The sequence below is a fragment of the Actinomadura fulvescens genome (assembly GCF_039533225.1).
In the GTDB taxonomy this organism is placed as follows: Bacteria; Actinomycetota; Actinomycetes; order Streptosporangiales; family Streptosporangiaceae; genus Spirillospora; species Spirillospora fulvescens.
In genome coordinates this window covers 507,366-533,664 of record NZ_BAAATD010000005.1, presented here as the reverse complement: position 1 = coordinate 533,664, position 26,299 = coordinate 507,366, and the positions used below count along the sequence as shown (strand labels likewise).

General features: G+C 71.0%; 23 protein-coding genes. 10 read left to right on the top strand and 13 right to left on the bottom strand.

The window, feature by feature from the left end; translation table 11 throughout:
- Window positions 1–16 precede the first annotated feature (16 nt).
- A complete protein-coding gene (locus tag ABD333_RS21500; RefSeq protein ID WP_344543498.1) occupies window positions 17–1,027 on the top strand; it encodes an alpha/beta hydrolase in 1,011 nt (336 codons plus the stop codon).
- Between the two features lie 7 nt (window positions 1,028–1,034).
- On the opposite strand, the gene ABD333_RS21495 is transcribed toward ABD333_RS21500, so the two are convergent.
- The 3 genes from ABD333_RS21495 to ABD333_RS21485 are packed head-to-tail and all read right to left on the bottom strand — an operon-like array spanning window position 1,035 to window position 4,963.
- Complete coding sequence (locus ABD333_RS21495) at window positions 1,035–1,547, bottom strand: hypothetical protein (protein WP_344543496.1); 513 nt, start codon at window positions 1,545–1,547, stop codon at window positions 1,035–1,037.
- A gap of 10 nt (window positions 1,548–1,557) precedes the next feature.
- Window positions 1,558–3,543 (bottom strand): vWA domain-containing protein, encoded by a 1,986-nt coding sequence (locus ABD333_RS21490; RefSeq protein ID WP_344543495.1) that lies wholly within the window; start codon window positions 3,541–3,543, stop codon window positions 1,558–1,560.
- A gap of 13 nt (window positions 3,544–3,556) precedes the next feature.
- A complete protein-coding gene (locus tag ABD333_RS21485) occupies window positions 3,557–4,963 on the bottom strand; it encodes a sigma 54-interacting transcriptional regulator (protein WP_344543493.1) in 1,407 nt (468 codons plus the stop codon).
- Window positions 4,964–5,134: 171 nt separating this feature from the next.
- Between ABD333_RS21485 and ABD333_RS21480 the strand changes: the two genes are divergently transcribed.
- The 3 genes from ABD333_RS21480 (at window position 5,135) to ilvA (ending at window position 8,624) form a co-directional block, all read left to right on the top strand.
- On the top strand, window positions 5,135–6,316 hold the full coding sequence (locus tag ABD333_RS21480; protein ID WP_344543492.1) for an FIST signal transduction protein: 1,182 nt from the start codon (window positions 5,135–5,137) through the stop codon (window positions 6,314–6,316).
- The gene (locus ABD333_RS21475) at window positions 6,313–7,281 is read left to right on the top strand and encodes an ROK family protein (RefSeq protein WP_344543490.1); all 969 of its coding nucleotides are present in this window, start codon (window positions 6,313–6,315) and stop codon (window positions 7,279–7,281) included. Before ABD333_RS21480 ends, ABD333_RS21475 begins: the two co-directional genes overlap by 4 nt.
- A 119-nt stretch (window positions 7,282–7,400) precedes the next feature.
- Window positions 7,401–8,624 (top strand): threonine ammonia-lyase, encoded by a 1,224-nt coding sequence (gene ilvA, locus ABD333_RS21470; protein WP_344543489.1) that lies wholly within the window; start codon window positions 7,401–7,403, stop codon window positions 8,622–8,624.
- Window positions 8,625–8,649: 25 nt separating this feature from the next.
- Here the strand turns inward: ilvA and ABD333_RS21465 are convergent, their stop codons facing one another.
- The 7 genes from ABD333_RS21465 to hppD all read right to left on the bottom strand — a co-directional run bounded on the left by ABD333_RS21465 (window position 8,650) and on the right by hppD (window position 18,364).
- Entirely contained in the window at window positions 8,650–10,077 is a 1,428-nt protein-coding gene (locus tag ABD333_RS21465) for a M1 family metallopeptidase (RefSeq protein WP_344543487.1), read from the bottom strand.
- 158 nt (window positions 10,078–10,235) lie between these two features.
- A complete protein-coding gene (locus tag ABD333_RS21460; RefSeq protein ID WP_344543486.1) occupies window positions 10,236–11,699 on the bottom strand; it encodes a M1 family metallopeptidase in 1,464 nt (487 codons plus the stop codon).
- Window positions 11,696–13,420 carry a M1 family metallopeptidase gene (locus ABD333_RS21455; RefSeq protein WP_344543484.1) on the bottom strand — a complete coding sequence of 575 codons (1,725 nt, stop codon included), beginning with the start codon at window positions 13,418–13,420 and terminating at the stop codon, window positions 11,696–11,698. The genes ABD333_RS21460 and ABD333_RS21455 overlap by 4 nt, the downstream gene beginning before the upstream one ends.
- A gap of 98 nt (window positions 13,421–13,518) precedes the next feature.
- Window positions 13,519–15,045 carry a M1 family metallopeptidase gene (locus ABD333_RS21450; RefSeq protein ID WP_344543482.1) on the bottom strand — a complete coding sequence of 509 codons (1,527 nt, stop codon included), beginning with the start codon at window positions 15,043–15,045 and terminating at the stop codon, window positions 13,519–13,521.
- A 60-nt stretch (window positions 15,046–15,105) separates the two neighbouring features.
- The gene (locus ABD333_RS21445; RefSeq protein ID WP_344543481.1) at window positions 15,106–16,515 is read right to left on the bottom strand and encodes an RDD family protein; all 1,410 of its coding nucleotides are present in this window, start codon (window positions 16,513–16,515) and stop codon (window positions 15,106–15,108) included.
- Window positions 16,516–16,596: 81 nt separating this feature from the next.
- Window positions 16,597–17,124, bottom strand: a complete 528-nt coding sequence (locus tag ABD333_RS21440; RefSeq protein ID WP_344543479.1) for a DUF4190 domain-containing protein — start codon at window positions 17,122–17,124, stop codon at window positions 16,597–16,599.
- Between the two features lie 145 nt (window positions 17,125–17,269).
- Window positions 17,270–18,364, bottom strand: coding sequence for a 4-hydroxyphenylpyruvate dioxygenase (gene hppD, locus ABD333_RS21435; RefSeq protein ID WP_344543478.1), 1,095 nt, complete (start codon window positions 18,362–18,364; stop codon window positions 17,270–17,272).
- A 122-nt stretch (window positions 18,365–18,486) separates the two neighbouring features.
- Here hppD and ABD333_RS21430 point away from each other — a divergent pair, with 122 nt between their 5' ends.
- A complete protein-coding gene (locus tag ABD333_RS21430) occupies window positions 18,487–19,020 on the top strand; it encodes an Lrp/AsnC family transcriptional regulator (RefSeq protein ID WP_344543476.1) in 534 nt (177 codons plus the stop codon).
- Window positions 19,021–19,099: 79 nt separating this feature from the next.
- Here ABD333_RS21430 and greA read toward each other — a convergent pair whose 3' ends face one another.
- Together greA and ABD333_RS21420 are read right to left on the bottom strand one after the other, a co-directional pair.
- On the bottom strand, window positions 19,100–19,600 hold the full coding sequence (gene greA, locus ABD333_RS21425) for a transcription elongation factor GreA (RefSeq protein ID WP_344543475.1): 501 nt from the start codon (window positions 19,598–19,600) through the stop codon (window positions 19,100–19,102).
- 127 nt (window positions 19,601–19,727) lie between these two features.
- Window positions 19,728–20,108 carry a DUF4307 domain-containing protein gene (locus ABD333_RS21420; RefSeq protein WP_344543473.1) on the bottom strand — a complete coding sequence of 127 codons (381 nt, stop codon included), beginning with the start codon at window positions 20,106–20,108 and terminating at the stop codon, window positions 19,728–19,730.
- Window positions 20,109–20,232: 124 nt separating this feature from the next.
- On the opposite strand from ABD333_RS21420, the gene mca reads away from it, so the two are divergent.
- Genes mca through ABD333_RS21405 form a run of 3 tightly spaced genes read left to right on the top strand, consistent with a single transcriptional unit; the run spans window position 20,233 to window position 22,659 of the window.
- The gene (mca, locus tag ABD333_RS21415; protein ID WP_344543751.1) at window positions 20,233–21,108 is read left to right on the top strand and encodes a mycothiol conjugate amidase Mca; all 876 of its coding nucleotides are present in this window, start codon (window positions 20,233–20,235) and stop codon (window positions 21,106–21,108) included.
- Window positions 21,108–21,422 (top strand): hypothetical protein, encoded by a 315-nt coding sequence (locus ABD333_RS21410; protein WP_344543472.1) that lies wholly within the window; start codon window positions 21,108–21,110, stop codon window positions 21,420–21,422. The genes mca and ABD333_RS21410 overlap by 1 nt, the downstream gene beginning before the upstream one ends.
- A 25-nt stretch (window positions 21,423–21,447) precedes the next feature.
- A complete protein-coding gene (locus ABD333_RS21405) occupies window positions 21,448–22,659 on the top strand; it encodes a low temperature requirement protein A (RefSeq protein WP_344543470.1) in 1,212 nt (403 codons plus the stop codon).
- Here ABD333_RS21405 and ABD333_RS21400 read toward each other — a convergent pair.
- Window positions 22,634–23,080: a pyridoxamine 5'-phosphate oxidase family protein gene (locus ABD333_RS21400; protein ID WP_344543469.1), complete on the bottom strand. Its 447-nt coding sequence runs from the start codon at window positions 23,078–23,080 to the stop codon at window positions 22,634–22,636. The genes ABD333_RS21405 and ABD333_RS21400 overlap by 26 nt on opposite strands.
- Before the next feature lie 120 nt (window positions 23,081–23,200).
- On the opposite strand from ABD333_RS21400, the gene ABD333_RS21395 reads away from it, so the two are divergent.
- Together ABD333_RS21395 and ABD333_RS21390 are read left to right on the top strand one after the other, a co-directional pair.
- On the top strand, window positions 23,201–24,139 hold the full coding sequence (locus ABD333_RS21395; protein ID WP_344543467.1) for a ribonuclease Z: 939 nt from the start codon (window positions 23,201–23,203) through the stop codon (window positions 24,137–24,139).
- Between the two features lie 30 nt (window positions 24,140–24,169).
- Window positions 24,170–26,155 carry a thioredoxin domain-containing protein gene (locus tag ABD333_RS21390; protein ID WP_344543466.1) on the top strand — a complete coding sequence of 662 codons (1,986 nt, stop codon included), beginning with the start codon at window positions 24,170–24,172 and terminating at the stop codon, window positions 26,153–26,155.
- Window positions 26,156–26,299: the final 144 nt, after the last annotated feature.

Sequence of the window (26,299 nt, the reverse complement as noted above, 5' to 3'; positions counted from 1 at the left end):
CTAGAAAGGGGCCCGAGTGCGCAAGGTGCTGGTTGCCGGGGCGGCCGTCGCCGCGACCTGCCTGTCGGCCGTGGCCGTGCCGGCGGGAGCGCAGGCGGAGCCGCCCGCGCCCAAGCTGACCGAGGAGCGGTCCTCGTCCACGACGACCACCCCTCCGTCGCCGCCCGCCCGGTCCGACTCCTCGGTCGTCTCCGCCCGCGCGGTCATCGTGACGCCGAAACCGCCGAGCCAGCGCACCTACGCTTACGGGCGGCACCCGCGCCAGCGGGTCGACGTCTACTGGCGCGCGGCGTCCAAGTCCAGGAAGCAGGCGCGCAAGCAGCCGGCCCGTCCGGGTGTCCTGCTCCTGCACGGCGGCTCGTGGCGCGGGGGCAGCAAGACCGGCTGGAAGTACTTCGCGCGACGCCTGACGACGCAGGGGTTCACGGTCTTCGCCGCCGACTACCGCCTGTCGGGCATGGCGCACTGGCCCGCCCAGCGCACCGACGCCCAGGCCGCGCTCGCGTTCGTCAAGAAGCACGCCAGGTCGTGGAACGTCGACCCCCGGCGGATCGTCGTGGTCGGCGCGTCCGCGGGCGGCCATCTGGCGACGCAGCTCGGCACCGTCGGCACCGGCGCGGGGCAGGTGCGCGGCGTGGCCGCGTTGTCACCCGTCAACACCCCCTACCTGGCCTACCAGGACGGGATCGCCGCGACGGCGTCCCGTGCCCAGAGCAGCCTGCGCGGCGCGGTCATCAAGCTTCTCGGCTGTGTGCCGAGCCAGGCCAGCCCCGCCTGCTGGGAGCGGGTGGACGACGCCAATTCCGCGACCCACGCCAGCCGGGGCGACGCGCCCATGCTGCTCGTCCACAGCCAGGGCGACTTCGTTCCGGTGACCCAGAGCACCGGCCTGGCCAGCGCCTTGCGCGGCGTCGGCGTGCCCGTCAGGGTCAAGACCGTGCCGGGCGACCTGCACGGCAACGGGCTCATGAACGACGAGACCGTCTATCCGGAGCTCCTGTCCTGGATCAGGTCCCGGACGCGCTGACGTCGATCTAGTCGTACCAGACCATCAGGAACAGGATCACCAGCCAGAGCAGCGCGACCACGCCCGACATGGAGGCGATCCGGCCGCGTTCGACCTGGGCGATGTCGTCGGGCGCGGGTGGCTCGGCGGCCTCGTCGGCCCCGTCCTTGGTCTCGGCCTTGTCGTTGTCGGCGGAGGCGGCGGGAGCCGCCTCGGCCTCGGCGACCTCCAGCTTGTGGATCGCTCTGCGCTGGTCGCGTTCCACCAGCATCAGCAGAACGAGGGCCACGGCGAACAGCGTCAGTGACGCCGTCAGCCAGACCCTCGCGAAGTCGCCCTTGGCGAGGTAGACGCCGAAGAGCAGGATGCCGAGGGTGCCCAGCCCGTAGATCCTCGTCGTCCGGTTGAGATACCGGAGCACGACGGTGTCCCGCCGGCGGATGAACCGCGGTGTGGCCATCGTCGCGGCGGTCAGCGGGCCCAGGGTGAAGATCGCGAAGCCGAGGTGCAGGATGAGCAGCAGGCGATCGGATTTCGACATGGCGCCAACGCTAGCGGCGGCCGCGCCGTACTCGTAGGTAGTCGCTCACGACGTACTCGCCGAGCCGCTCGGCGTCGGGCGCGAAGACCCGGCCGCCGTTGCGCCGCGCGACCTCCTCCACGAACGACACCAGCCGCCGGTCGTCGGCCAGCATGAAGACGTTGAGCGAGGCCCCGCGCCGGGTCATCTTGTCGACCTCGGCCATCGTCAGCACGAGCGTGTCGGCGGACGGCGGGTAGTCGAACATCGACCGGCCGTCGGACCGAAGATGGGCGGTCGGCTCACCGTCGGTGACCACCAGCACGATCGGCTCGAAGTCTGGGTGCTTGTCCAGATGACGACCCGCGATCATCAGCGCGTGGTGGAGGTTGGTGCCCTGCACCATGTCCCAGTCGAGCCCCGTCATCTCCGTCGGATGCAGCACCCGGGCGTAGTTGGAGAAGCCGATGATCTGGATGGCGTCCTGCGGATACTTGCTGGTCACCAGGGTGTGCAGGGCCAGGGTGGTCTGCTTGGCCGCCGCCCAGGTGCCGCGCAGCACCATCGAGTACGACAGGTCGACGAGCAGGCAGACGGCGGCGGCGGTGCGCCGTTCGGTCTCGTGGACCTCGAAGTCGTCCACGGTCAGCCGCACGCCGTTGGCGCGCTTGTGCGGTGAGGGCGCGGCCGGGCGTTCCATGGCGCCCCGGTGGACGGCGTTGCCGATCGTACGGACGACGTCGAGCGGCTGCTCGTCGCCGAACCGCCACTCGCGGCTGGAGCCGGTCAGCTCGCCCGCCTGCCCGGCGTCGCGCTGGTCGTGGTCGCCTCGGCGGCCCGCCTCCAGCTGCGAGAACACCCGGCGCAGGGCCGTCTCGCCGAGGCGCCGCACGGCCTTGGGGGTGAGCTCCAGCTTGCCGCGCTTGCGCTGCAGGTAGCCCTGGCGTTCGAGCTCCTTCTCGATCCGGCGCAGCTCGGCGAGGTCGTCGACCGCCTGCCGGCCGAGCGCGCGACGGACGGCCGCCTCGTCGATGTCGTCGAGCCGGGCGCCGGGGTAGTCCTGCCCGAGCGCGGCCTCCAGCTCGGCCAGGTCGGCGAGCTCGGCCAGCGCCGTCGTCGCGTCGCCCACGCCGAGCGGGTCGTCGCCGGTCATCCGTTCCTGGCCGCCCCAGCCGAGCTCGGGGCGCCGGGCGCGGAGCGCGTCGTTCAGCCGCGACATCTCCATGGCCAGGCCCGCGTCCTGCAAGGTCTGCTGCATCAGCCCGGCCAGCTCCTCGCGCTGCTCGGGGCTGAGGGAGGCGAGCAGCCGGTCCATGGCCGCCGCGCGGCGGGCCAGGGAGTCGACCAGTTCGTCGAGATTCTGCGGCTGGTCCGGGAAGAAATCCCCGTACTGCTGAATGAATCGGTCGAAGTCGTCCTGGGTGTGCTCGCCGCGCGCGTCCTTGTCGAGCATCTCGTTGAGCGCGGCCATCATGTCCTTGACCCGCTCCATCATCTGCGGGTCCTGGCTTTGCAGCGCCTGTTTCATGCCCTGGAACTGCGCGTCGAGCACGTCGCGCCGCAGCAGGTCCTTGAGCCGCTCGAACGTCTGGCGGGCCGCGGGCGAACGCCACTCGTAGTCCGACAGCCGCCGGATCGCCTGCGCGGTGTCGCGCGGCAACGTGTCGAGCTCGGCCTCGCGCAGCCGGGCCTCGTCGCTCGGATCGGGGAACAGCTCGGCGCGTTCCTGCCCGATCGCGGTGTCGAGCAGCGCCCGTGCCTGCTCCAGCGTCCCGTCGAGCCGGCCTCGGTCGCGCAGCTCGCGCCGCCTGTCGCGGACCTGCCGGAGCAGGTCGTCGAGCCCCCGCCGGCCCTCGGCTCCCGGCAGTCCCCGCCGCAGCAGCTCGCGCAGCGCGTCGTCGGGCCGGTTGCCTTCGAGCACCGAGTCGCCCATCGCGTCGAGCGCGTCGCGGACGTCGTACGGCGGGGCGAGCGGGTCGGGCCCATCGTGGTAGGCCCCGTACCGGTAGCGGCTCATCAGCGGCCCCAACTCACGTTCGGTAGGTGGCGGTCCCGTCGGCGCGGCCGGACGAGGTGTCCTTGGACAGCCGGCGGGTGAGGAAGAGGCCCTCCAGGGCGAACTCCAGTGCGGCCGCGGCCTGTCCCGGAGAGTCTCCGGACAGGTCGAGCCGTTCCATGATCTTGGCGAGGCCCGGCACCGGGCCGATGCGGCGCAGCAGCTCGGCCGACGACACGAGCTCGCCGGACTCCACGACCTCGCCCGAGTCGAACTTGTCGAGCAGCCCGGACAGGTCGGCGGCGCCGAGCGTGCGGCGGTAGGTCTCGGCGGTCGCGCGCCGCAGCAGGTGTTCGAGCACCTCCTGCTCGCGGCCCTCCTCGCTGACCTCGAACTCGACCTTGCCCATGAGGGACGGCACGACGGCGGGCAGGTCGCACACGCGCGCCACCGGACGTTCCTCACCGGTCAGCGCGGCCCGGCGCAGCGCGCCCGCGGCGACCGTCTCGGCGCCGGCGAGCGCGAACCGCGCGGACACGCCCGAACGCGAGTCGACGGCGGTCGACTCGCGGGTCAGCCGGGTGAACCGGGCGATCACCTCCAGCAGGTGGCCGGGCACCTCCGCCTGGAGTTCGCCGATCGCGGCCTCCTGCCGGATGAGGTCGAGCTCGGCGTCCAGCTCCAGCGGGTAATGGGTCCGGATCTCGGCGCCGAACCGGTCCTTGAGCGGCGTGATGATGCGGCCGCGGTTGGTGTAGTCCTCGGGGTTGGCGCTGGCGACCAGCAGCACGTCCAGAGGGAGCCGCAGCGCGTAGCCGCGGATCTGGACGTCGCGTTCCTCCAGGACGTTGAGCAGCGCGACCTGGATGCGTTCGGCCAGGTCGGGCAGCTCGTTGATGGAGAAGACGCCGCGGTTGGTGCGCGGCACGAGGCCGAAGTGCACCGTCTCGGGGTCGCCCAGCGTCCGGCCCTCGGCGACCTTGATCGGGTCGACGTCGCCGATCAGGTCGCCGACCGAGGTGTCCGGGGTGGCGAGCTTCTCGCCGTACCGCTCGTCCCGGTGCTTCCAGGAGATCGGCAGATCGTCGCCGACCTCGGCGGCGAGCCGCCGGCAGCGCACGCAGACCGGCTCGTACGGATGGTCGTTGATCTCGCAGCCCGCGATGACCGGCGTCCACTCGTCCAGCAGCCCGGTCAGGGTACGGATCAGCCGCGTCTTGCCCTGGCCGCGCTCGCCCAGCAGCACCAGGTCGTGCCCGGCCAGCAGGGCGCGTTCGAGATGGGGGAGCACCGTGTCGTCGAAGCCGACGATCCCGGGGAACCGCGGCTCGCCGGATCTCAGCCGGACGAGCAGGTTGTGACGGATCTCGGCCTTCACCGACCGCTGGATGTGACCGCTGGTGCGAAGCTCGCCCAGAGTGGTCTCGCTGGTTGGACGCACGCGATCGACATTACGTCGCGGATCCCCGGAATCGCACCCTGCCCGCCGCATTCACCCGCCCGCCACGGCGTCCTGGCGGGCTCGCGGGAGACCTATTTGGGCGAGCGCGACCGAGCAGGGAGACTGGGACCGTGACTCCATCCGGTGTACGGCTCGAAGGAGGGGAGGCCGATGGCGCGCTTCGGTGACGGCCTGGCCCTCGGACCCGATCTGCCCAACGCCGCCGAATCGGCGGTCAAGCAGGCGCTTTCACCACTGGAAGCACCACCAGATCTGGTCTGTGTATTCATTTCCACGAGCGACCCCGACGAGCTCGAATCCGCGGCGTACCGTGCCATGAACGTCGCCGACGGCGCCGTGGTCCTCGGCTGCAGCGCCTCCGGGGTGATCGGCGGCGGGCGCGGCGTGGAGGAGGACAGCGCGGTCAGCGCGTGGGCGGCGGTACTGCCCGGCGCCCGGCTGGAGCCCTTCCGGCTGGAGACGCTCAAGACCGACGACCGCCTCATCGTGGTCGGCATGCCCGAGGGTCACGACGACGACGTGGTGGGCGTGCTGCTCGCCGACCCGTACACCTTCCCCGTGGACGCGTTCGTCGAGCGTTCCGACGACGCGATGCCGGGCCTTCCCCTGGTGGGCGGCATGGCCGAGAGCGGTGGCGGCGGCCTCGAACCCGGCGGACGCGGCGGCACCCGCGTGTTCGTCGACGGTGAGATCTTCGACTCGGGCGCGGTCGGGGTCGTGCTGGGCGGCGACGTCACGGCCGCCACCGTGGTCAGCCAGGGCGCCCGGCCCATCGGCCCCGACATGGTGGTGACCAGGGCCGACGAGAACGTGCTGTACGAGCTGGCGGGCACGCCGGCGCTCGACAAGCTGGAGCAGGTCGTGCTGGGCCTTCCCGAGGAGGACCAGGAGCTGGCCGGGCGCGGCCTGCTGATCGGCGTGGCCATGGACGAGTACGCCGAGGAGCACGAGCACGGCGACTTCCTGGTCCGCAGCGTGGTCGGCGCCGACACCGACAGCGGCGCCATCGCGATCGGCGACGTGGTCGAGGTCGGCCGCACGGTGCGCTTCCAGGTGCGCGACGCGGGCGCCGCCGACGAGGACCTCGCCGCGCTGCTCGACCGTTTCGAGCTCGGTCCGGTCGAGGGCGCGCTGCTGTTCTCCTGCAACGGGCGCGGCCGGACGATGTTCAGCGACTCCGACCACGACGCGAAGGTCCTGAGCCGGACGTTCGGGAACGTGGGGGTCGGCGGCTTCTTCGCGGCCGGGGAGATCGGTCCGGTGGCCGGCCGCAACCACGTGCACGGCTTCACCGCCTCGATCCTGGCGTTCGGCTCCGGCGGGCCGGAATGACCGACCCGGTGGCGGAGACCGGTTCGCCGGTGCTGGCGATCGACATCGGCGGGACGAAGACGGCCGTGGCGGTGGTGGAGCCCGGCGGGCGCGTCGCCGCCTACGACCGCATCGCCACCCCGAACGACGCGGGCGTGGACGCGGAGGGGCTCTGGCGGACGCTGGAGTCGCTGCTGGACAAGATCGCCGCCGACGCGGGCGCCCCCGAGCTGGCGGGCGTCGGCGTGGGCTGCGGCGGGCCGATGACCTGGCCGGCCGCCGCGGTGTCGCCGCTCAACATCCCCGCGTGGCGCGGGTTCCCGCTGCGGGAACGGCTGCGGTCGCGGTACCCGGGCCTGCCCGTACGCGTGCACAACGACGCGATCTGCGTGGCCGTCGGCGAGCACTGGCGCGGTGCGGGGCGAGGCCGCGACAACGTGCTCGGCATGGTGGTGTCGACCGGGGTCGGCGGCGGGATGGTGCTCGGCGGGCACCTCATCGACGGCGCCAGCGGCAACGCCGGGCACATCGGCCACGTGGTCGTCGACCCGGAGGGCCCGCCGTGCGTGTGCGGCGGGCGCGGCTGCCTGGAGGCCGTCGCGCGCGGTCCCGGCCTGGTGGCCTGGGCGCAGGAGCAGGGCTGGCGGCCCGGCAGGCGGGACGCCAACGGCGTGGAGCTGGCCGCCGACGCGCGCCGCGGCCATCCGGTCGCCGAGGCCGCGATGGTGCGTGCCGGACGTGCCCTCGGCATCGCGATCGCCTCGGCCACCCACCTGTGCGACCTGGAGGTGGTCGCGATCGGCGGCGGGCTGTCGCAGGCGGGCGCGCTGCTCTTCGACCCGCTGGAGGACGCGCTGCGGACCCACGCGCGGATGGAGTTCGCCCGCCAGGTGCAGGTGGTGCCCGCCGCCCTCGGCCAGACCTCGGGCCTCATCGGTGCGGCAGCCCTGATCTTCGCCGCGGATCGCTACTGGAACGCCGACTGAACGGTCGGAGCCTTCCTTCGCGCACCGGCCGGGTAGGGCGTGTCTCGAAGTCGGCGCCCGTAGCAGGGCAGCTGACTTCGAGACACGCCCTAGATCGCCGGGGGTGAGAGGATGCCGGGATGGACCTCGTCAGCGTCGATGAGATCCGCGCGGCCCAGGACCTGCTGCGCGGAGTGATCGTGCCCACTCCGCTGATCCATTCTCGGGTGCTGTCCGAGATCGTTGGCGGTCCCGTCTTCCTCAAGTGCGAGAACCTGCAGCGCACCGGCTCGTTCAAGATCCGCGGCGCGTACGTGCGCATCGCGCGGCTCAGCGACGACGAGCGTGCCCGCGGCGTGGTCGCGGCCAGCGCCGGCAACCACGCGCAGGGTGTCGCACTGGCCGCCGCCATGCTCGGCGCCAAGGCCACCGTCTTCATGCCCGAGGGGGCGCCGCTGCCCAAGGTGGCCGCCACCCGCGGCTACGGAGCGGACGTGATCTTCCCGGGGCCGGCGGTCGACGACTGCCTGGAGGCGGCGCGGACCTACGCGGTGGAGACCGGTGCCGTGCTGATCCACCCGTTCGACCACAGGGACGTGGTCGCCGGGCAGGGCACGATCGGCATGGAGATCGCGGAGCAGTGCCCGGACGTGCGCACCGTCGTCGGCGCGGTCGGCGGGGGCGGGCTGATGTCGGGCGTGGCGGCGGCGCTCCGCGCGGTGTCGGACGAACGTGGCGGGCCCGTGGTCAAGGTCGTCGGCGCCCAGGCCAAACGGGCCGCCGCGTTCCCGCCGTCGCTCGCCGCCGGCCGACCGGTCCGCGTCGAGCTGGGCCCCACGATGGCTGACGGCATCGCGGTGGGCTCGCCCGGCGAGCTCACCTACGAGCTGGTGAACGAGCTGGTCGACGCCGTCGTCACGGTGACGGAGGAGTCGATCTCACAGGCCCTGCTGCTCTGCCTGGAGCGCGCCAAGATGGTGGTCGAGCCGGCGGGCGCGGCGGGCGTCGCCGCGCTGCTGGAGCACTCCTACGCCGTCCGGACGCCCGTCGTGGCGCTGCTGTCGGGCGGCAACATCGACCCGCTGCTGCTGGCCAAGGTGCTGCGGCACGGGCTGGCGGGGGCGGGCCGCTACATGGTCGTCCGCTGCCGTCTCAAGGACCGCCCGGGCGCGCTGGTGACGCTGCTCGGCGAGCTGGCCGAGCTGGGCGTCAACGTGCTGGACGTGATGCACGAACGGGTCGCCGCGCGCCTCCACGTCGAGGAGGCCGAGGTGCTGCTGCACCTGGAGACGCGCGGCTCGGACCACGGCGAGGAGGTCCTCGGGCGGCTCCGCGCCAAGGGCTACACCCTGACGCTGAGCTGACCCGCCCGTTCGACGTTTGGCCAGGTCAGAGGCTTGGCTTGCCGCTCGAATAGACCCACTTCTGGAAGAGGTCGTCCAGCTGCTTGCCGGAGATCTTCTCGGCGAAGCGGATGAAGTCCGCCGTGCTGACGTTGCCGTACCGGTTGACGGTCGGCCAGGCCTTGACCAGCTTGAAGAACTTCTCGTCGCCGATCGCCTTGCGCAGCGCGTGCAGCGTCATGCCGCCGCGGTCGTAGACCGTCGCGTGGAAGATGTTGTCCCGGCCGGGGTCGGCGGTCTTCGGCTTCCACAGGTCGTTGTCGGCGGGCGTGGCGTACACCTCGTCGAAGGACTGCTGGACCGGCTTGCCGGTGTACTTCTCGAAGTAGAGCCACTCGGAGTAGGTCGCGAAGCCCTCGTTGAGCCAGATGTCGGCCCAGCGCTTCGGCGTCACGCTGTCGCCGAGCCACTGGTGCGCGAGCTCGTGGATGATCAGATCAGGCCGCGGGATGGTCCCCGGGCGCCGGGTGAGGTCGTAGACCGGCCGGCCCTGGGTCTCCAGCGCGTAGCCGACGCCCGCCTTCACCGCGATGCCGCCGGTGGAGGAGAACGGGTAACGGCCGTAGATGGTGGCGAGGTAGTTCTGGAAGTCGCCGGTCTGCTTGTTGAAGTCCTTGGCCAGAGCCGCGGAGATGCCGAGCTGCCGGTCGGTGGCCGTGATGTTGGGGATCTTCCCGTTCAGCCTGGTGCGGATCACGTCGTACTTGCCGATCGCGATCATGCTCAGCTCGCTGGCCATCGGCTGGCGCATCGCCCACCGCGAGACGGTGGTCCCGCCCTTGGTCCACCGGCCCGCCGGGTCGCCGTTCGCCAGCGACGTGAGGCCCTTCGGCGCGGCCAGCGTGATCGTGTACGTGGCCTTGTCGCGCGGGGTGTCGTTGACCGGGTAGACCGTCGCGGCGCCGATGGGCTGGTTGACCATGAGCGCGCCGTCCGGGGTCGGCACCCAGCCGGAGACGCCCAGCGCGGGGTCGTTGACCGTCTGCGGCACGCCGGAGTAGGCCACGGTCACCGCGAAGCGCGCGCCCTTGCGCAGGCCCTTGCGCGGCGTGATGACCAGCTCCTGGGCGCCGGTGCGCTTGAAGGCGGCCTTCTTGCCGTCCACCCGCAGCGCCGAAATCTTCAACGGGCCCAGGAAGTCCAGGTTGAACCGCGACAGATTCTGCGTCGCGCGCGCCTTGATGTGGGTGACGGCCTGAATGCCCTTGGTCGCCGGGTTGTACTTGAGCCCGATGTCGTAGTGGGCGACGTCGTAACCGCCATTGCCCATGTCGGGGAAGTACGGGTCGCCCGCGCCGGGCGCGCCGGGCGTGAACCGGACGGCAGCGGCCTCGGCGGGGGCCACTGAAACAAGAAGGCCGGCGGTGGCGCCCAGCGCCACGGCGGCCAGAACCTTGGGGGATCTGCTGCTCATCGACCTCGTCCTCGAAAGAATTGTCGGGGCAGCCCCAAGAATTTCGGGAGATCAATGGGCGTGCAAGCGCGATTTGGTCTCAAATCGGCCAGTTCGGGCCAGCTTTCCGGTCGACGCCACAAACCCGGCGGCGATGCCCGGCTCGGATGGTCCTTCGTTCAGTGCAGGCTTGGTTTGCCGCGGGTGGACAACCACTGCTCGAACAGCCGGTCGAGGTCGCGTCCCGAGACCCGCTCGGCGAGTTTGCGGAAGTCAGCCGTCGTGGCGTTCCCGTGGGCGTGGTCGGAGGTCCAGGCGCGCACGATCCGGAAGAACGTGTCGTCGCCGACGGTCTTGCGCAGCATGTGCAGCGTCATCGCCCCGCGGACGTACACCGGGAAGGTGGCGAAGAGGTTCTTGCGCCCCGGCCTGCCCGTCGGGACCTTCCAGCCCGCGAAGTCGCGGGGGTGCGCGTACTCCTCGGCGAAGCGCTCCTCGGCCTTGCGGCCGCCGTGCTGCTCGTTCCACAACCACTCGGCGTAGGTGGCGAAGCCCTCGTTCAGCCAGATGTCCTGCCACCGGCTGATGCTGACGCTGTCGCCGAACCACTGGTGGGCCAGCTCGTGCACGATCAGCGTGGTGGTGGCGCCGCCGGGGTACACCGGCCGGTTCTGGGTCTCCAGCGCGTACCCGACCGGCACGTCGTCGATCACCCCGCCGGTGGAGTCGAACGGGAACGGCCCGAACAGGCGCGCGCCCCAGTCGGTCACCTTCGCGGTGATGTCCTGGAACCGGGCGGTGCTGCTCCGGTTGGCGCGGTCGATGGCGGTGTAGTTGCGGACGCCGCCCGGCGTCCGGCCGTCGCGCGTCCTGAACCGCCCGATCGCGACGAGCGCTAGGTAACCGGCCATCGGCTTGGTGGAACGCCAGGTGAAGGTGCTCGTCGCGCCGAGGTTCGCCGAGCCCTGGAACTCGCCGTTCGCCACCACCGTCAGCCCCCTGGGGACGGTGATGGTGAACGCGTAGGTCGCCTTGTCCGACGGGTGGTCGTTGAGCGGGAACCAGGTCGCGGAGCCGGCCGGCTGCGAGAGCGTCGCGGCGCCGTCGCCGGTGGGGATCCAGCCGGTCCTGCCGAGCCCGGGAGCCTGGTTCCGCCGGGGCGAACCCGCGTACGCCACGTCGACGGTGAACCGGGCGCCCTTCCTGATCCCGTCGCGCGGCGTGATCGTCAGCTCCTGGCCCTGCCGGGTGAACGAGGCCGCCGCGCCGTTCACCTTCACCGAGCGGACCCGGTTGCCGGCGAAGTCGAGGTTGAACCGGGCGAGGTTCTGGGTGGCGGTCGCCGTGATCGTCGTGACCCCGGAGATGCGGCCGCCCTGCGGCATGTAGCGCAGTTTGATGGCGTAGTGCGCGACGTCGTAGCCGCCGTTCCCCGCGTTCGGGAAGTAGGAGTCCCCGATGCCCGCCGAGCCCGCCGTGAACCCCTCGGACCCGGCCCGCGCCGGGACCGTCGCGGTCGCCGGAGCGGCTGCCGGAGCGGGCCGTTCGCCGTCATGGCCGGTCGTGCCGGTGGGCAGGGCGGCGGCGACGAGCGCGGGCGTCAGGAGCAGCGCGACCGTACGCGTCGCGGCGGGCTTGGTCACCACTTCTTGGGCTTGCCCTTCGTGTAGAGCCAGGCCTTGAACAGCTTGTCGAGCTGCTTGCCGGAGGTCTTCTCAGCGACCGCGATGAACTGCGGCGTGCTCGCGTTGGAGTCGCGGTACGTCGCGGCCCAGGTCTTGAGGATCTTGAAGAACGCCTGGTCACCGACGCGCTGGCGGAGCGCCTGCAGGGTCATGGCGCCGCGGATGTAGACCGAGAAGCTGAACAGCTCCCGGCGGCCTGGCCGGCCCGGCGGCGGGTTGAAGATCGGCGACGAGCCCGGCTGGCGGTAGTAGCGCTTGAAGATCTTCTTGGCCGAGTCCTTCGTGCCGCGCTCGCGCCACAACCATTCGGCGTAGGTGGCGAAGCCCTCGTTCAGCCAGATGTCCGGCCAGTCCCTGAGGCTGACGCTGTTGCCGAACCACTGGTGCGCCAGTTCGTGCACGATGAAGGCGCCGTCGGGCGCGAACCCGGCGTACACCGGCCGCTCCTGCGTCTCCAGCGCGTAGTCCAGCCGCGGGTCGTCCACGATGCCGCCGCCGGTGGCGAACGGATACGGCCCGAACTTCTCGGCACCCCACGTCAGGGCCTTGATCGTGGTCTTGTGCAGGTCCGCGGCCGACTTCCTGAACCGCGGGTCGACCGCGGTGATCACGGGCGTCTTCCCGGCCATGCCGCGCTTCACCTGGAACTTGCCGATGGCCACCATCGCCAGGTACGGGGCCATCGGCGACTTCTCCGACCACTCGTACATCGTGGTCGAGCCCTGTCGTACGGTCCGGCCCGGCGCGCCGTTGGCGAGGGCCTGCAGGTGGCGGGGGACCGTGATCCGGAAGGCGTAGGTCGCCTTGTCGCGCGGGTGGTCGTTGACGGGCAGCCAGGTGGGCGCGCCGTCCGGCTCGGCGACGACGACCGCGCCGTCCCTGCTCGGCACCCAGCCGTAGGTGCCGAGGGAGCCGTTGCGCACGGGGCCGGGCCGTCCCGAGTAGCGGACCACGACCGTGAACGGCTTGCCCGCGGCGAGGGCCGAGGCCGGCGTGATCATGAGTTCCTGGCCCTTGCGGCGGTGCGCGGCGCGTTTCCCGTTGACGGTGACATCAACGATCTTGGGGCCGCGGAAGTCCAGGTTGAAGCGCGACAGGTGCTGCGTCGCCACGGCGGTGGCGGTCACGGTCGCGTCGACCTTGCCGCCCTTGGCGTATTCGAGCGCCACGTCGTAGTGCCGCACGTCGTAGCCGCCGTTGCCGGCGTCACGGAAGTACGCGTCGCCCAGGCCGGAGGAGCCCGCCTTGCCCGCGACGGCCTTCGCGGGCGCCGGGCCGGGCGTCGCGGCCTTCGTGGGATCGCACCCTTCCAGCGCGGTGCTCGCCCCGGGCGGCGTGTCGGGACCGGGCTCCACCGAGAGGGGCGAAGCCGGAACGGCCTCGGGCTGCGGCACCGCCATCCGGCGGAACAGCCGTTCAGAGACCGCCGGCGCGGGCGCGGTCGCCGCGGAGGCGGACGCCACGGGGGCCGGAGCGGACGCCGCCGGGGCCGGCGCGGATGCCGCGGGCGCAGGCGCGGGCGCTGGCGCCGCGGGCGTCGGCGTGGACGTCCGCGGACAGGGCGCGGAGTCCTGCGCAGCGTCGGATCCGGAGGCCGGCGAGGCCTCACCGCTGTTGATCGATACCAGCACGGCGGCGGCGGTGGCCGCCGCGGTCATGCGTCCCCAAGGCCCGTTCACCCAGCCAACACTGATGGCCGAAGCGGGGCGAAGTCGCGCCACTTGCCCGGGCTTTTCCGAGCCCTTGCCGCTCGTTCACCCGCAGCAGACGAAGCGCGTCACAGCGCGGGGCGGCCCCGCTGGAAGAGCCACGCGTCGAAGAACGTGTCGAGCGACTGTCCGGACACGCGCTCGGCGACCTGGATGAACTGCGGGGTCGTGGCGTTGGAGTGGCGTTTCTCCCTGGCCCAGGTCTTGAGGATGTCGAAGAACTTGTCGTCGCCGACCTTCTTGCGCAGCGCGTGCAGCGTCATCCCACCGCGGTCGTACACCGAACGCCCGAACATGTTGGCGCGGCCGGGGTTGCCCGACGGGACGTTCCAGAGCTCTCGGTTACCGCTGTCGGCGTACAGGCCGTCGAACTTCTCCTGGACGGTCTCCACGCCGATGCGCTCGCCCCACATCCACTCGGCGTAGGTGGCGAAGCCCTCGTTCAGCCAGATGTCCTGCCATCTGGTGACGCTGACGCTGTCGCCGAACCACTGGTGCGCCAGCTCGTGCGCGATGATCGTCTGGTCCGCGCCGAGCGCGCTGTAGACCGGCCGGGTCTGCGTCTCCAGGGCGAAGTTGACCGCCGCGTTGTCGACGATGCCGCCGGTGGAGGTGAACGGGTACGGCCCGAACAGCTTCACCAGCTCGTCGGTGATCTCGGCGCTCTTGGCGTGGAAGACGTCCAGGGGCACGGCCGACACCGTGGGGTCCACGGCCGTGATGATCGGGATGCCGCCCGGGGTCTTGCCGGTCTTCACGCCGAACCGGCCGACCGTCACCGTGGCGAGATAGGTGGCCATCGGGTCCTTGACCCGCCAGGCCGTCGTGACCGCGCGCCGGCCCGCCGCGGCCGGGACGATGTTCGGGTCGTCGCCCGGAGCGTCCGTGCCGTCCCCGCTCGGCACCTTCGACGCGGGCTCGCCGTTGGCCACCGCCGTGAGTCCCTCCGGCACCGTGACCTCGAAGTCGAACGTGGCCTTGTCGCTCGGGTGGTCGTTGCTCGGGAACCACGTGTGCGCGCCGCTCGGCTGGCAGGCCACGAAGACCCCGTCCGACGTGCGGATCCAGCCGTACCGGCCCAGGATCGGGTCCACGACCGGCTGCGGCGTGCCCGAGTAACGCACGGCCACGGTGAACGTGGCGTTCTTCTCCACCGCCTTGGCCGGGGAGACGATCAGCTCGCTGCCCTGCCGCTGGTGCTGCGCGGCGGCCCCGTCCACCGTCACCTGGGCGACGTCGAGGCCGGTCAGGTCCAGGTTGAAGCGGCTCAGCCGCGCGGTCGCCGAGGCGGTGATCTCGGCCGTGCCGTCGAGCTCCTTGGCGCCGCCCGGCGTGATGGCGAGCTTCAGCTTGTAATGCTGGACGTCGTAGCCGCCGTTGCCGTCACCCGGCACATAGCGGTCGCCCACGCTGTCCGGCCCGCTCGGGCCGCCCGTCTCCGTGGCCGCGGGCGTCGGCGCGCCCGGCTCGGCGCGGTCCTTGTCGCGGACCGTCACCTGGCAGCCCGTCAACGCCCCGGCCACGGCGAGCGCGGCCAGCCCGCAAAGGACGGGACGGCGAAACAGGGGGCTGTGGGAGCGTCCGGCCGAAGTCACGTGCCCAGACTGCCTTCGCAACGGCACTCTGGGCAACTTGGATCTACCGCCCCATGCCGGTCAACGCCCGGCGTACGGGTCGGGCTCCCCAGGCCGGGCCTTGACCACGACCGTGTGCGCGAGCTTGTCGTGCAGCGCCTGCCGCCGCCGGTCCCACAGGATCCAGGCCACGTCGACGATCCCCGCCACACAGCAGCAGATCATGAGAAGCACGACGTAGAGAGCGGCCCGGCTGAGCGCCCGGCCATTGTCGATCGCGCCCCCGTCCTCCTCCCGCACCACCCGGATGCCGAGGGCCTTCTTGCCCAGCGTCTGCCCGTACTTCCGGGTCATCAACCAGTAGTACAGAAACGCCAGAACGGCCCCGATGAGGTTCGCGACCCCCTGACCGGTCGAGAACGTCACGCTCTCGCCGGTGTCCGGGTCGAACACCCGCGTCCAGTCGACGAACGGCAGCGAGACGATGCTGGTCACCACCGTCACCAGCACCAGGTCGATCAGACCGGCACCCAGCCGCTGCCCGATGCTCGCCAGGCCGGCCGTGGGATCGTTGTAACCACCCTCACCGCCCCCGTATCCCGGCAGCCCCCCATACGGAGGCTCCTGCCCACCGCCATACCCACCCCCGTACGGAGGCGGCTGCTGCCCATAAGGCGCCTGCCCACCCCCAGGTGGCTCCTGCCCGTAGGACGGCTGCCCACCGTGCGGCGGCGCCTTTTCGTATGGCGATGGCCCACCCTCCTGCGGCTCCTGCCCGTAAGGCGGCTGCGCATGTGACGACTCCCCACCGCGCGAAGACTCCTGCCCATAGGGCAGTTGCTCTCCGTACGGCGGCCCACCGCCCGGCGTTTGCTGCCCGTAGGGCGATTGTTGGGCGTGTGACGACTGCTCACCGAGCGGCGACTGCCCACGCGAGGATTCCTGCCCGTAGGGCAGTTGCTCGCCGTGCGGTGGCTCACCGCCCGGCGGTTGCTCACCGCGTGGTGGCTGCTGCCCGTAGGGCGGCTGCTGGGGCTGTGCGGATTGCTCACTGAGTGGCGACTGCTCCCCACGTGAAGACTCTTGCCCGTAGGGCAGTTGTGCGCCGCGTGGAGGCTCGCCACCCGGTGTTTGTCCACCGCGTGGTGGCTGCTGCCCGTAGTGCGGCTGCTGGGCCTGTGACGATTGCTCGCCGAGCGGCGCTTGCCCACCACGTGAAGACTCTTGCCCGTAGGGCAGTTGCTCGCCGCCCTGTGGTTGTTCGCCGAGCGGTGGGTGCCCACCGCGCGAAGACTCCTGCCCGTAGGGCGGCTGCTGCGAGTGTGGGGATTGCTCGCCGGATGACGGCTCCTCACCGCTCGATGAGTGCTGCCCGCGGGGTGGCTCCTGGGCGTAGGGCAGTTGCTCGCCGTGCGGTGGCGGTTCTTCGGTGCGCGGCGGCCGGTCGGCCGGCTCCTCCCCGGAGCGGGGGTCGTGCGGCGGTTGGCTCATGCCGGAAAGGTCGGCGCGCGGGCCCGTCCGCAAACGCGCCCCCGCTCACATATGGACGGCGGTTGGCTTGATCTTGACCCGCTAGTAGGTCGAGTCGCCGTTGCTGCCCGCGAACACCGCGAGGGCCAGGTAGAGGAGCCAGCCGACGAGCGCCACGTAGCCCAGGATGAGTCCCGCGATGGCCAGTCCGCGTCCGCCCTCGCCCGTCTTTTTGATCTTGCTCAGCGCGAGGTGTCCCAGCACGACCGCCACGATGGACCCGAAGCCGCAGAGGAGGCCCACGATCCCGGCGATCAGGCTCCCGATGGCGAGCCCGCTGGTCTGGCCTCCTCCTGCTTGGCCGTAGGGGGACGACTGGCCGTAGGGCGAACCACTCTGGTTGTAGGGAGGTACTCCGGTGACCGGCGGTTGCGCGTACGACGGCACTTGCCCATAACCGTGCAACTGGCCGTAGGTGGGCTGCTGTCCAGGCGGTGTGCTGGGCGGGGGCGGGCGGTCGTTGGGAGGGTGTTCGCCGTGCGGTGGAGGTTCGGTGTACGCGGGCGGTTTCTCGTCGGCGGGCGGCCTGGTGCGGGGCTCGTCATCCCCGGGCGCGGGATCATGGGTCATGCCGACAAGGTGAGCCGGGGTCCGTCCGCCCAAACCCCGCCACGCCTCATCGAGGACAAAGCTTTTCCGAACGCCGACCAGAAGCGGATCAGCTGGAACCCCGGCTCCCCGGGAGGGAGGTGGGTCCCGGGGAACCGAGGTGGGCTCACAGGTTGCCGCGGCGCTCCTGCTCGCGCTCGATGGCCTCGAACAGCGCCTTGAAGTTGCCCTTGCCGAAGCCCAGCGAGCCGTGCCGTTCGATCAGCTCGAAGAAGACCGTCGGACGGTCCTGCACGGGCTTGGTGAAGATCTGCAGCAGGTAGCCGTCCTCGTCCCGGTCGACGAGGATCTTGCGCTTCTGGAGCTCCTCGACGGGGACGCGGACCTCGCCGATGCGGGCGCGGAGCTCGGGGTCGGAGTAGTAGGAGTCGGGGGTCTCCAGGAACTCCACGCCGGCGGCGCGCATCTGGTCGACCGAGGCCAGGATGTCGCCCGTCGCCAGGGCGATGTGCTGGACGCCGGGACCGCCGTAGAACTCCAGGTACTCGTCGATCTGCGACTTGCGCTTGCTCTCGGCGGGCTCGTTCAGCGGGAACTTGACCTTGCGCGTGCCGTCCGCGACCACCTTCGACATCAGCGCGGAGTACTCGGTGGCGATGTCGTCGCCGACGAACTCGGCCATGTCGGTGAAGCCCATGACCCGGTGGTAGAAGTCGGCCCACTCGTTCATGCGCTCGACGTTGCCGACGCAGTGGTCGATCGCCTGGAAGTAGCGCTTGGTGGCGGGCGGCTCCACGATCGGGTCGGCGGCCTCGAAGCCGGGCAGGTAGGGCCCGGAGTAGTTGCTGCGGTCGACCAGCGTGTGCCGGGTCTCGCCGTACGTGGCGATGGCGGCGAGCACGACCTTGCCGTGGTCGTCCTCCAGGACGTACGGCTCGGCCAGGCCGGTGGCTCCCTTGGCGAGAGCGTGCCGGTAGGCCGCCTCGGCGTCGGGGACCTCGATGGCCAGGTCGACCACGCCGTCGCCGTGCTCGGCGACGTGGCGGCCGAGGTCGGTGCCCGCGCGTACCGGGCCGCGGAAGACGAACCGCGCGCTTCCGGACTCCAGCACGTGCACCGCCTCGTCGGGGCTGCCGTTCTCCGGGCCGCGATAGGCCACCCGGCGCATCCCGAAAGCGGTCGAGTAGTAGTGCGCTGCCTGCTTGGCGTTGCCGACGGCGAAGACGACGGCGTCCATGCCCTTGACCGGGAACTCATCCATGACCCCAATGTCGACAATTGCCTACAGAGTGCGCAACAGTGGTCTGAATCACTGGACAATCTGCACAGTAACCGGCGGGTAGCACCGGACTTTCTGTACATGGTGACCACGGGAGGCGCGAGGTGGGGATCGACGACCTGGACGCGCGGGTGCTGGAATTGTTCGCCGAAGAGCCGCGGATCGGCGTGCTGGAGGCGTCGCGGCGGCTCGGGGTGGCGCGCGGCACGGTGCAGGCACGGCTGGACCGGCTCGTCCGGGAGGGTGTGATCCGCGGTTTCGGCCCGGAGGTCGACCCGGCGGCGCTCGGCTACGGGGTGACCGCGTTCGTGACCCTGCAGATCAGGCAAAGCCGGGGGCAGAGGCGCAGTGGGCACGATCCGGTGGCGGAACGGCTCGCGGAGGTGCCTGAGGTGATCGAGGCGCACACGATCACGGGTGGCAACGACATGCTCTGCCGCGTGGTGGCGCGCAGCAACCAGGACCTGCAGCGGGTCATCGACATGATCGTCGATGTGGAGGGGGTGGAGCGGGCGTCGTCGGTGATCTCGCTGGCCACCCAGGTGCGGCAGCGCACGCTCCCGCTCGTCCGGGCGGCGGCGAGAAGGCCCGGAAAAACCGGCGGTCCGCCGCTCCGGGCGGAGCGGCGGACCGGCTAGAGACTTTGACCGCTGCCTGACCGCTCGGAAGCGGCGGCGCGGCGGGACGGCCCGGCCTGGGTATCCCTCGTCGAAGGCTTTACGCGCCCTGGTACGGCGTGGCGTCCAGGATCTCGACGGTCATGCTGCGACCGTTGGGCAGGGAGTACGACGCCTTCTCGCCCACCTTCTTGCCGTTGATCGCGGCGCCCAGCGGGGACTTGGGGGAGTAGACGTCGATCGGCGCGCCGCTCTCCTCGCGGGACGCGAGCAGGAAGGTGACCTCCTCGTCGTCGCCCTGGAAGGCGACCGTGACGGTCATGCCCGGACCGACGACCCCCTCGGTGCGGGGGGCCTCACCGACGCGCGCGTTCTCCAGGATGCTCTGCAGCTGGAGGATGCGGCCCTCGATCTTGCCCTGCTCCTCCTTGGCCGCGTGGTAGCCGCCGTTCTCGCGCAGGTCGCCCTCTTCCCGCGCCGCCTCGATCTTCGCTGCGATCTCGATGCGGCCCGGGCCCGACAGATGGTCCAGCTCAGACTTGAGCCGGTCGTACGCCTCCTGCGTCAGCCAGGTGACGTTGTCAGCGCGGGTCTCGGTCACGGATACTCCTCATCCACATGAAATGCGGCCGGGTGAAACCTCTAGCCTATCCGGTGTGTGGAGGTAAAGGTTCCCCCTTGAAGCCCTCTGCAACCGGGCAACCACTGGTGGGCTTTTACCAGCCGGTTCACACCTTGCGGCAGCTCTCGACACGGGCGCCGGTGGCCCTCTTGGTCGTCGTCAGCACGTCGGTCCGCGTGAGGGTCCCGGTGCCGGGCGGCACGGTGATCTCCTGCTTGCCCACCACCGCGAAATCGGTGTCGAACGCGTCCACCACGCAGCGGACCTCGTCGCCCTCGCCCTTGGACACCGAATATTTGATCCGCACGGCCGAGTCGCTCAGTACGCTGTAACTGATCGTCTGCTTGGCGATGCCGGGCTGCTGCCCCACGTTCGCCATGATGATCGCCCAGCCGCCCGCGCAGACGGCGGCCAGCAGGCCGATCACCACCAGGCCGAGCCGGCCGCGGCGGGATGTGGTGGGTGCTGCTGGGGCGCTCGTGGCCATCGCGGGGAATCTCCGTGCGGGGTTCGGACGTTGTCAGGAACAATTCTCTTCCGTCGTGGCGCGTGCTCCGAACCGGGGTCCCGCCAAGAGCCTCCGAGAGGGAGATCCCGAGGTGCCCGAGCAGGTGTCCGAACCGTTGCGGCTCATGGCCGTGCACGCCCACCCTGACGACGAGTCGAGCAAGGGCGCGGCGACCATGGCCCGGTACGTCGCGGACGGAGTCGAGGTCCTCGTCGTCACCTGTACCGGCGGGGAACGCGGCGACATTCTCAACCCGGCCATGGACCGTCCCGAGATCAAGGCCGACATCGGCAAGGTCCGCGAGCAGGAGATGGCGCGGGCGCGCGAGATCCTCGGCGTCCGGCAGACCTGGCTGGGCTTCGTCGACTCCGGCTTCCCGGAGGGCGACCCGCCGCCGCCGCTGCCCGAGGGCTGTTTCGCGCTGGAGCCGCTGGAGGTGGCCGCCGAGCCGCTGGTGCGAGCCGTCCGGGAGTTCCGGCCGCACGTGATGCTCACCTATGACGAGAAGGGCGGCTACCCGCACCCCGACCACGTGAAGACCCACGATGTGTCGGTGGAGGCGTTCGAGGCCGCGGGCGACCCGGACCGCTACCCCGGCACCGGCGAGCCGTGGCAGCCGCTCAAGCTCTACTACCACATGACGTTCACGAGGGACCGGCTGGTCGCGCTGGACGCCGCGATGGGCAAGGCCGGGATCGAGTCGCCCTACGGCGACTGGCTGAAGAGGCTGGAAGAGCGGCCCCAGCCGTGGGCGGTGACGACCCGGGTGCCGTGCGCCGACTACTTCGAGACGCGCGACCAGGCGCTGCTGGCCCACGCGACCCAGATCGACCCGAACGGCTTCTGGTTCGTGTGCCCGCTGGACCTCCAGCGTGAGGCATGGCCGACCGAGGACTACCATTTGGCCAGGTCCCTGGTCGACACCGAGCTGCCGGAGGACGATCTGTTCGCGGGTATCCGGGAGAAGGTGTCTTTGTAGTGTTCGTGCTCGCCGATCCGATGCCGCTCAACGACGACACGGTCACGCCGGGTTTTCTCGGCTTCGGGGTGTTCCTCGCCCTGGTGGTCGCCGTGGTCTTCCTGATCCGTTCGATGAACAAGCAGATCGGCCGGATCCAGGCACCGCGCGAGGCCGACCTCAAGCAGCAGGAGTGGGAGGCCGCGCAGACCGCCAAGGCCGACGCCGACGCCAGGCCCGGTGCCGACGTCAAGGCCGGCGCCGACGTCAAGGCCAAGGCCAGGGCCGACGCGAAGCCCGAGACCACCGAAAAGGAGAACGGCGCCACCGCCTGACCGTGCCTTCGGGCATGATCCAGGCGTGAGTTCCCTTTCTCCCGGTTTGCCCGGTCCGCTCCGCAGTCGCGACGGCGGTACCCGGGTCACCCCGTTCGAGCTGTTCTTCGATCTCGTCTTCGTCTTCGCGGTGACGCAGCTGTCGCACCGCCTGCTGGAGCACCTGACCCCGCGCGGCGCCGCCGAGACGCTGCTGCTGATGCTCGCCGTCTGGTGGGCGTGGATGTACACCAGCTGGACGACCAACTGGTTCGACCCGGACCACCAGAGCAACCGGATCATGCTCGCGGGGGTGATGCTCGCCAGCCTGGTCATGTCGGCGTCGATCCCGCACGCGTTCGATGACCGCGCGCTGTGGTTCGCGGGCGCGTACGTGGCGGTTCAGGCGGGCCGGACCTTCTACGTGGTGGTCGTGACCTGGCGCCACGAGCTCGGCCCCAACTTCCAGCGCGTCATGGTCTGGATCGCCGTTCCGGCGGCCGTCTGGATCGCCGGCGGGCTGGCGGACGACCAGGCCCGGATCTGGTTCTGGACGGCGGCGCTGCTCCTGGAGTACGCCGGTCCCTGGGCGGGCTACCGGGTCCCCGGTCTGGGGAGCTCCCGGACGACGGACTGGACCATCGACGGCGAGCACATGGCCGAGCGCTGCCGGCTCTTTATGATCATCGCGCTCGGAGAGTCCCTGCTGATCACCGGCGCCACGTTCGCCGAGCTCAAGCCCACCGCCGCGACCACGCTGGCGCTGGTGCAGGCGCTCGTGACCGCCGCGGCGATGTGGTGGCTGTACTTCGATCGTGCCGCCGACGCCGCGGCCGAGATCATCGCCGAATCCGACGATCCCGGCCGCCTGGGCATGACCGCCTACACGTTCGTGCACATCCCGATGGTCGCGGGCATCATCGTCACCGCGGTGGCGGACGAACTGGTGATGGCCCACCCGGGCGGCCACGTGGCCGGCGGCACCGCCGCCGTGGCCCTCGGCGGCCCGGCGCTGTTCGTCCTCGGTCACGCGATCTTCAAACGGGTCGTCTTCGGCCACTTCACGACCGCTCGGATCGCCGCCGTCCTCGCGCTCGCCGCCCTGGCGCTGATCTATCCCTTCGTCACGCCGCTGGCGCTGGCCGGCGCCGCCACCGCCGTCATGGCCGCCCTCGCCCTCTGGGACGTCCGCGCGGTCCGGGCCTACCTGCACCGGAGGGAGGCCGAGGCGCTCACGCCTTCCGGTGGTCCCAGCTGACGATCCGGTCGGGCTCCATCACGACGATGACCCGCTTGGCGAGTGAGGGTTCGAGCGCGGCGGCGAACTCGGGATCGATCGGGGCGCCCATCTCGGGGACCGGCATCCCCGCCAGGCGGGCGCCGACGACCGCGCCGACCCGGAGGCGGATCTCCGGGTCCTCGACGATGCGCCCCCGGCCGTAGAGGGCGGCGCCGCGCAACTCGCCGTACTCCTCGCCGTCCTCCACCAGGCACGTCATCGTGGGGTCGCGGCGCAGGTTGAGCACCTTCTGCGAGGACTTGTACGTGGAGAACGCGATCTTGCCGTCGAGCAGCGCGTAGAACATCGTGACCAGGTGCGGCGCGCCGTCCTTGCCGACCGTGGCGACCTGGACCTTGTGGGAGGACGCCAGGAAGTCCGCGGTCTCGGCGGGAGTCATCTTTATCTTGTCTCGCTTGTTGCCGCCCACGGGCGCACCTCCGATGTAAGGGCGTACTTGCCGCGACTTCCGGCAGGGTACCGTCCGGCCCCCGCACGCCCGCGCGGCACCATGGTCGGCATGTCCGTTCGCGATCTCGTCGTGCTCGGGTCCGCCAGCGCGGTGCCCACCAAGACCCGCAACCACAACGGCTATCTGCTGCGCTGGGACGGGCACGGCCTGTTGTTCGACCCGGGCGAGGGAACGCAGCGGCAGATGACCTTCGCCGGGGTGACCGCGACCGACGTGACGTGGATCTGCCTGACGCACTTCCACGGCGATCACTGCCTGGGGGTTCCGGGGATCGTGCAGCGCATCGCCCGCGACGGCGTCGGGCACCGGGTGGACGCGGCGTTCCCGGCGAGCGGCGCCGAATACTGGGCGCGGCTCCGGTACGCGACGCCGTTCCGGGGCACCGAGGTCATCAGGGAGCAGCCCGTCTCGGGCGAACGGATGGAGCTCGACACCGGGGACGCGCCGTTCGGCCTGACCGCACGCCGGCTGTCGCATCCGGTCGAGGCCTACGGCTACCGGCTGGAGGAGCCCGACGGCGTGACGATGAGGCCGGCGCTGCTCGCGGCCCGGGGCGTGCGCGGCCCGCTCGTCCGGCGGCTTCAGGAGGAGGGTTCCGTCGTCGCGCCGGACGGGCGCACGGTGACCCTGGCGGAGTGCAGCGTCCGGCGGCCCGGCCAGAAGGTCGCGTTCGTCATGGACACCCGGCTGTGCGACGGCGTGCACGAGCTCGCCGCCGACGTGGACCTGCTGATCATCGAGTCCACGTTCCTCGACGAGGACGCCGCGCTGGCGACCGCCTACGGTCATCTGACCGCACGCCAGGCGGGCGAAGTCGCCGCGGCTGCCGGTGTGCGGCGTCTCGTGCTGACCCACATCTCCGAGCGTTACCGCGTCGAGGACGAGCCGCGCTTCGTCGAACAGGCTGCCGCCGCGTACAGCGGGGACATCGTGCTCGTCCACGATCTCGATCGCGTCGTCATGCCGTCGCGCCGCCGCGCGAAGTGAGGCCGGGGCCGGATGGGGCAGGATCGGGGCATGAACCGTCTCAAGGACGCGACGAGCCCGTACCTGCTGCAGCACGCCGGCAACCCGGTGGACTGGTGGGAGTGGAACGACGAGGCGTTCGCCGAGGCGAGGCGGCGCGACGTCCCGATCCTCCTGTCGGTCGGCTACGCCGCGTGCCACTGGTGCCATGTGATGGCGCACCAGTCGTTCGAGGACGTCCAGACGGCGCAGCTCATGAACTCCCACTTCGTGAACATCAAGGTCGACCGGGAGGAACGGCCTGACGTCGACGCGGTCTACATGGAGGCCACCCAGGCGATGACGGGTCAGGGCGGCTGGCCGATGACGGTGTTCATGACGCCGGACGGCCATCCGTTCTACTGCGGGACGTACTTTCCCAGGCCGCAGTTCCAAGCCCTGCTGAACGCCGTCCACAAGGCGTGGACAGACCAGCGGGACGAGGTCGTAGGGCAGGGGCAGCAGGTCGTGACTGCCCTAAGCTCCCGGGGGCCTGCCCTGGGCGGGGCGGAGCCGCCGAGGGAGGAGCTGCTCCAGGCGGCGGTCCGGTCGCTGGCGGGGTCGTACGACAGGTCGCGTGGCGGTTTCGGTGGCGCGCCCAAGTTCCCGCCGTCGATGGCACTGGAGTTCTTGCTGAGGCACCACGCGCGCACGGGCGACGCCGAGGCGCTCTCGATGGCCGGGCACACTCTGGAGGCCATGGCCCGAGGCGGGATGTACGACCAGCTTGGCGGAGGCTTCGCACGGTATTCGGTGGACGACGCGTGGGTCGTGCCCCATTTCGAGAAGATGTTGTACGACAACGCGCTGCTGGCGCGGGTGTACGCGCACTGGTGGCGGCTGACGGGGAGCCCGTTCGCGCGCCGGATCGCGCTGGAGACCTGCGACTGGATGCTGCGCGACCTGCGAACGGACCAAGGCGGGCTGGCCTCTGCCCTGGACGCGGACAGTGAGGGCGTCGAGGGCAAGTTCTATGTCTGGACCCCTCAGGAACTGCGGGTCCTGCTGGGCGACGAGGACGGCGCGTATGCCGTGGAGCTGTTCGACGTCACCGGGACGTTCGAGCACGGGACCTCGGTCCTGCAGTTGCCGCGCGACCCCGACGACCTCGAACGGTACGCGAGAGTGCGGGCCGAGCTGCTCACCGCACGGGAACGGCGGGTCCCCCCGGCGCGGGACGACAAGGTCGTGGCCGCCTGGAACGGCCTGGCGATCGCGGCTCTGGCCGAGTGCGGGGCGTTGTTCGGCCGCCCGGACCTGGTGACGGCCGCGGAGGAGGTCGCCCGGCTGCTCGAACGCCTGCACATCAAGGACGGACGGCTCGTACGGACATCGCGCGACGGGGTCGCGGGCCACAATGCCGGGGTCCTCGAAGACTACGCGGACGTGGCCGAGGGACTGCTGGCACTCCAGGGCGTCACGGGCGACACCAGATGGGTGTCGCTGGCCGGTGAGCTGCTCGGCACGGTGCTCGAACACTTCGGAGACGGTACGGGTGGCTTCTTCGACACCGCCGACGACGCGGAGCGGCTGTTCCGGCGGCCGCAGGACCCGACCGACAACGCGACGCCGTCGGGGCAGTTCGCGGCCGCGGGGGCTCTGCTGTCGTACTCGGCGCTGACCGGATCGGAGCGGCATCGGGAGGCGGCGGGCACGGCGCTCGGGCCGGTGACGGTGCTGGCCGAGAAGGCCGCGCGGTTCGCCGGGTGGGGCCTCGCGGTCGCGGAGGCGTACACGGAAGGGCCGCTGGAGGTCGCCGTCGTGGGCGGCCGTGACGACGAACGCACGACGGCGTTGCACCAGACGGCCCTGATGGCGGTCTCTCCCGGCGCCGTGGTCGCCGTGGGGGAGCCAGGGCAGGCGGGCGTCCCGTTGCTGGAAGGGCGGGGCCTGGTGGACGGAGCACCGGCGGCCTACGTCTGCCGGGGGTTCACGTGCCGCCTGCCGGTGACGGCCACCGCCGACCTGGTGCGCGAGCTGCGAGGCCTGACGACCTGACATACTTTGTCATCGAGTGACCTTGATCTCAGTGGCGCTTGGTGTTACCAATGAGTAACGGAGCCAGGGCTGACTGATTGCGGCCGTCCGTATCCGGATGGTGCACAGGGCGCTGGGTATCTGGACGGTGGTCACGCCTCTGGG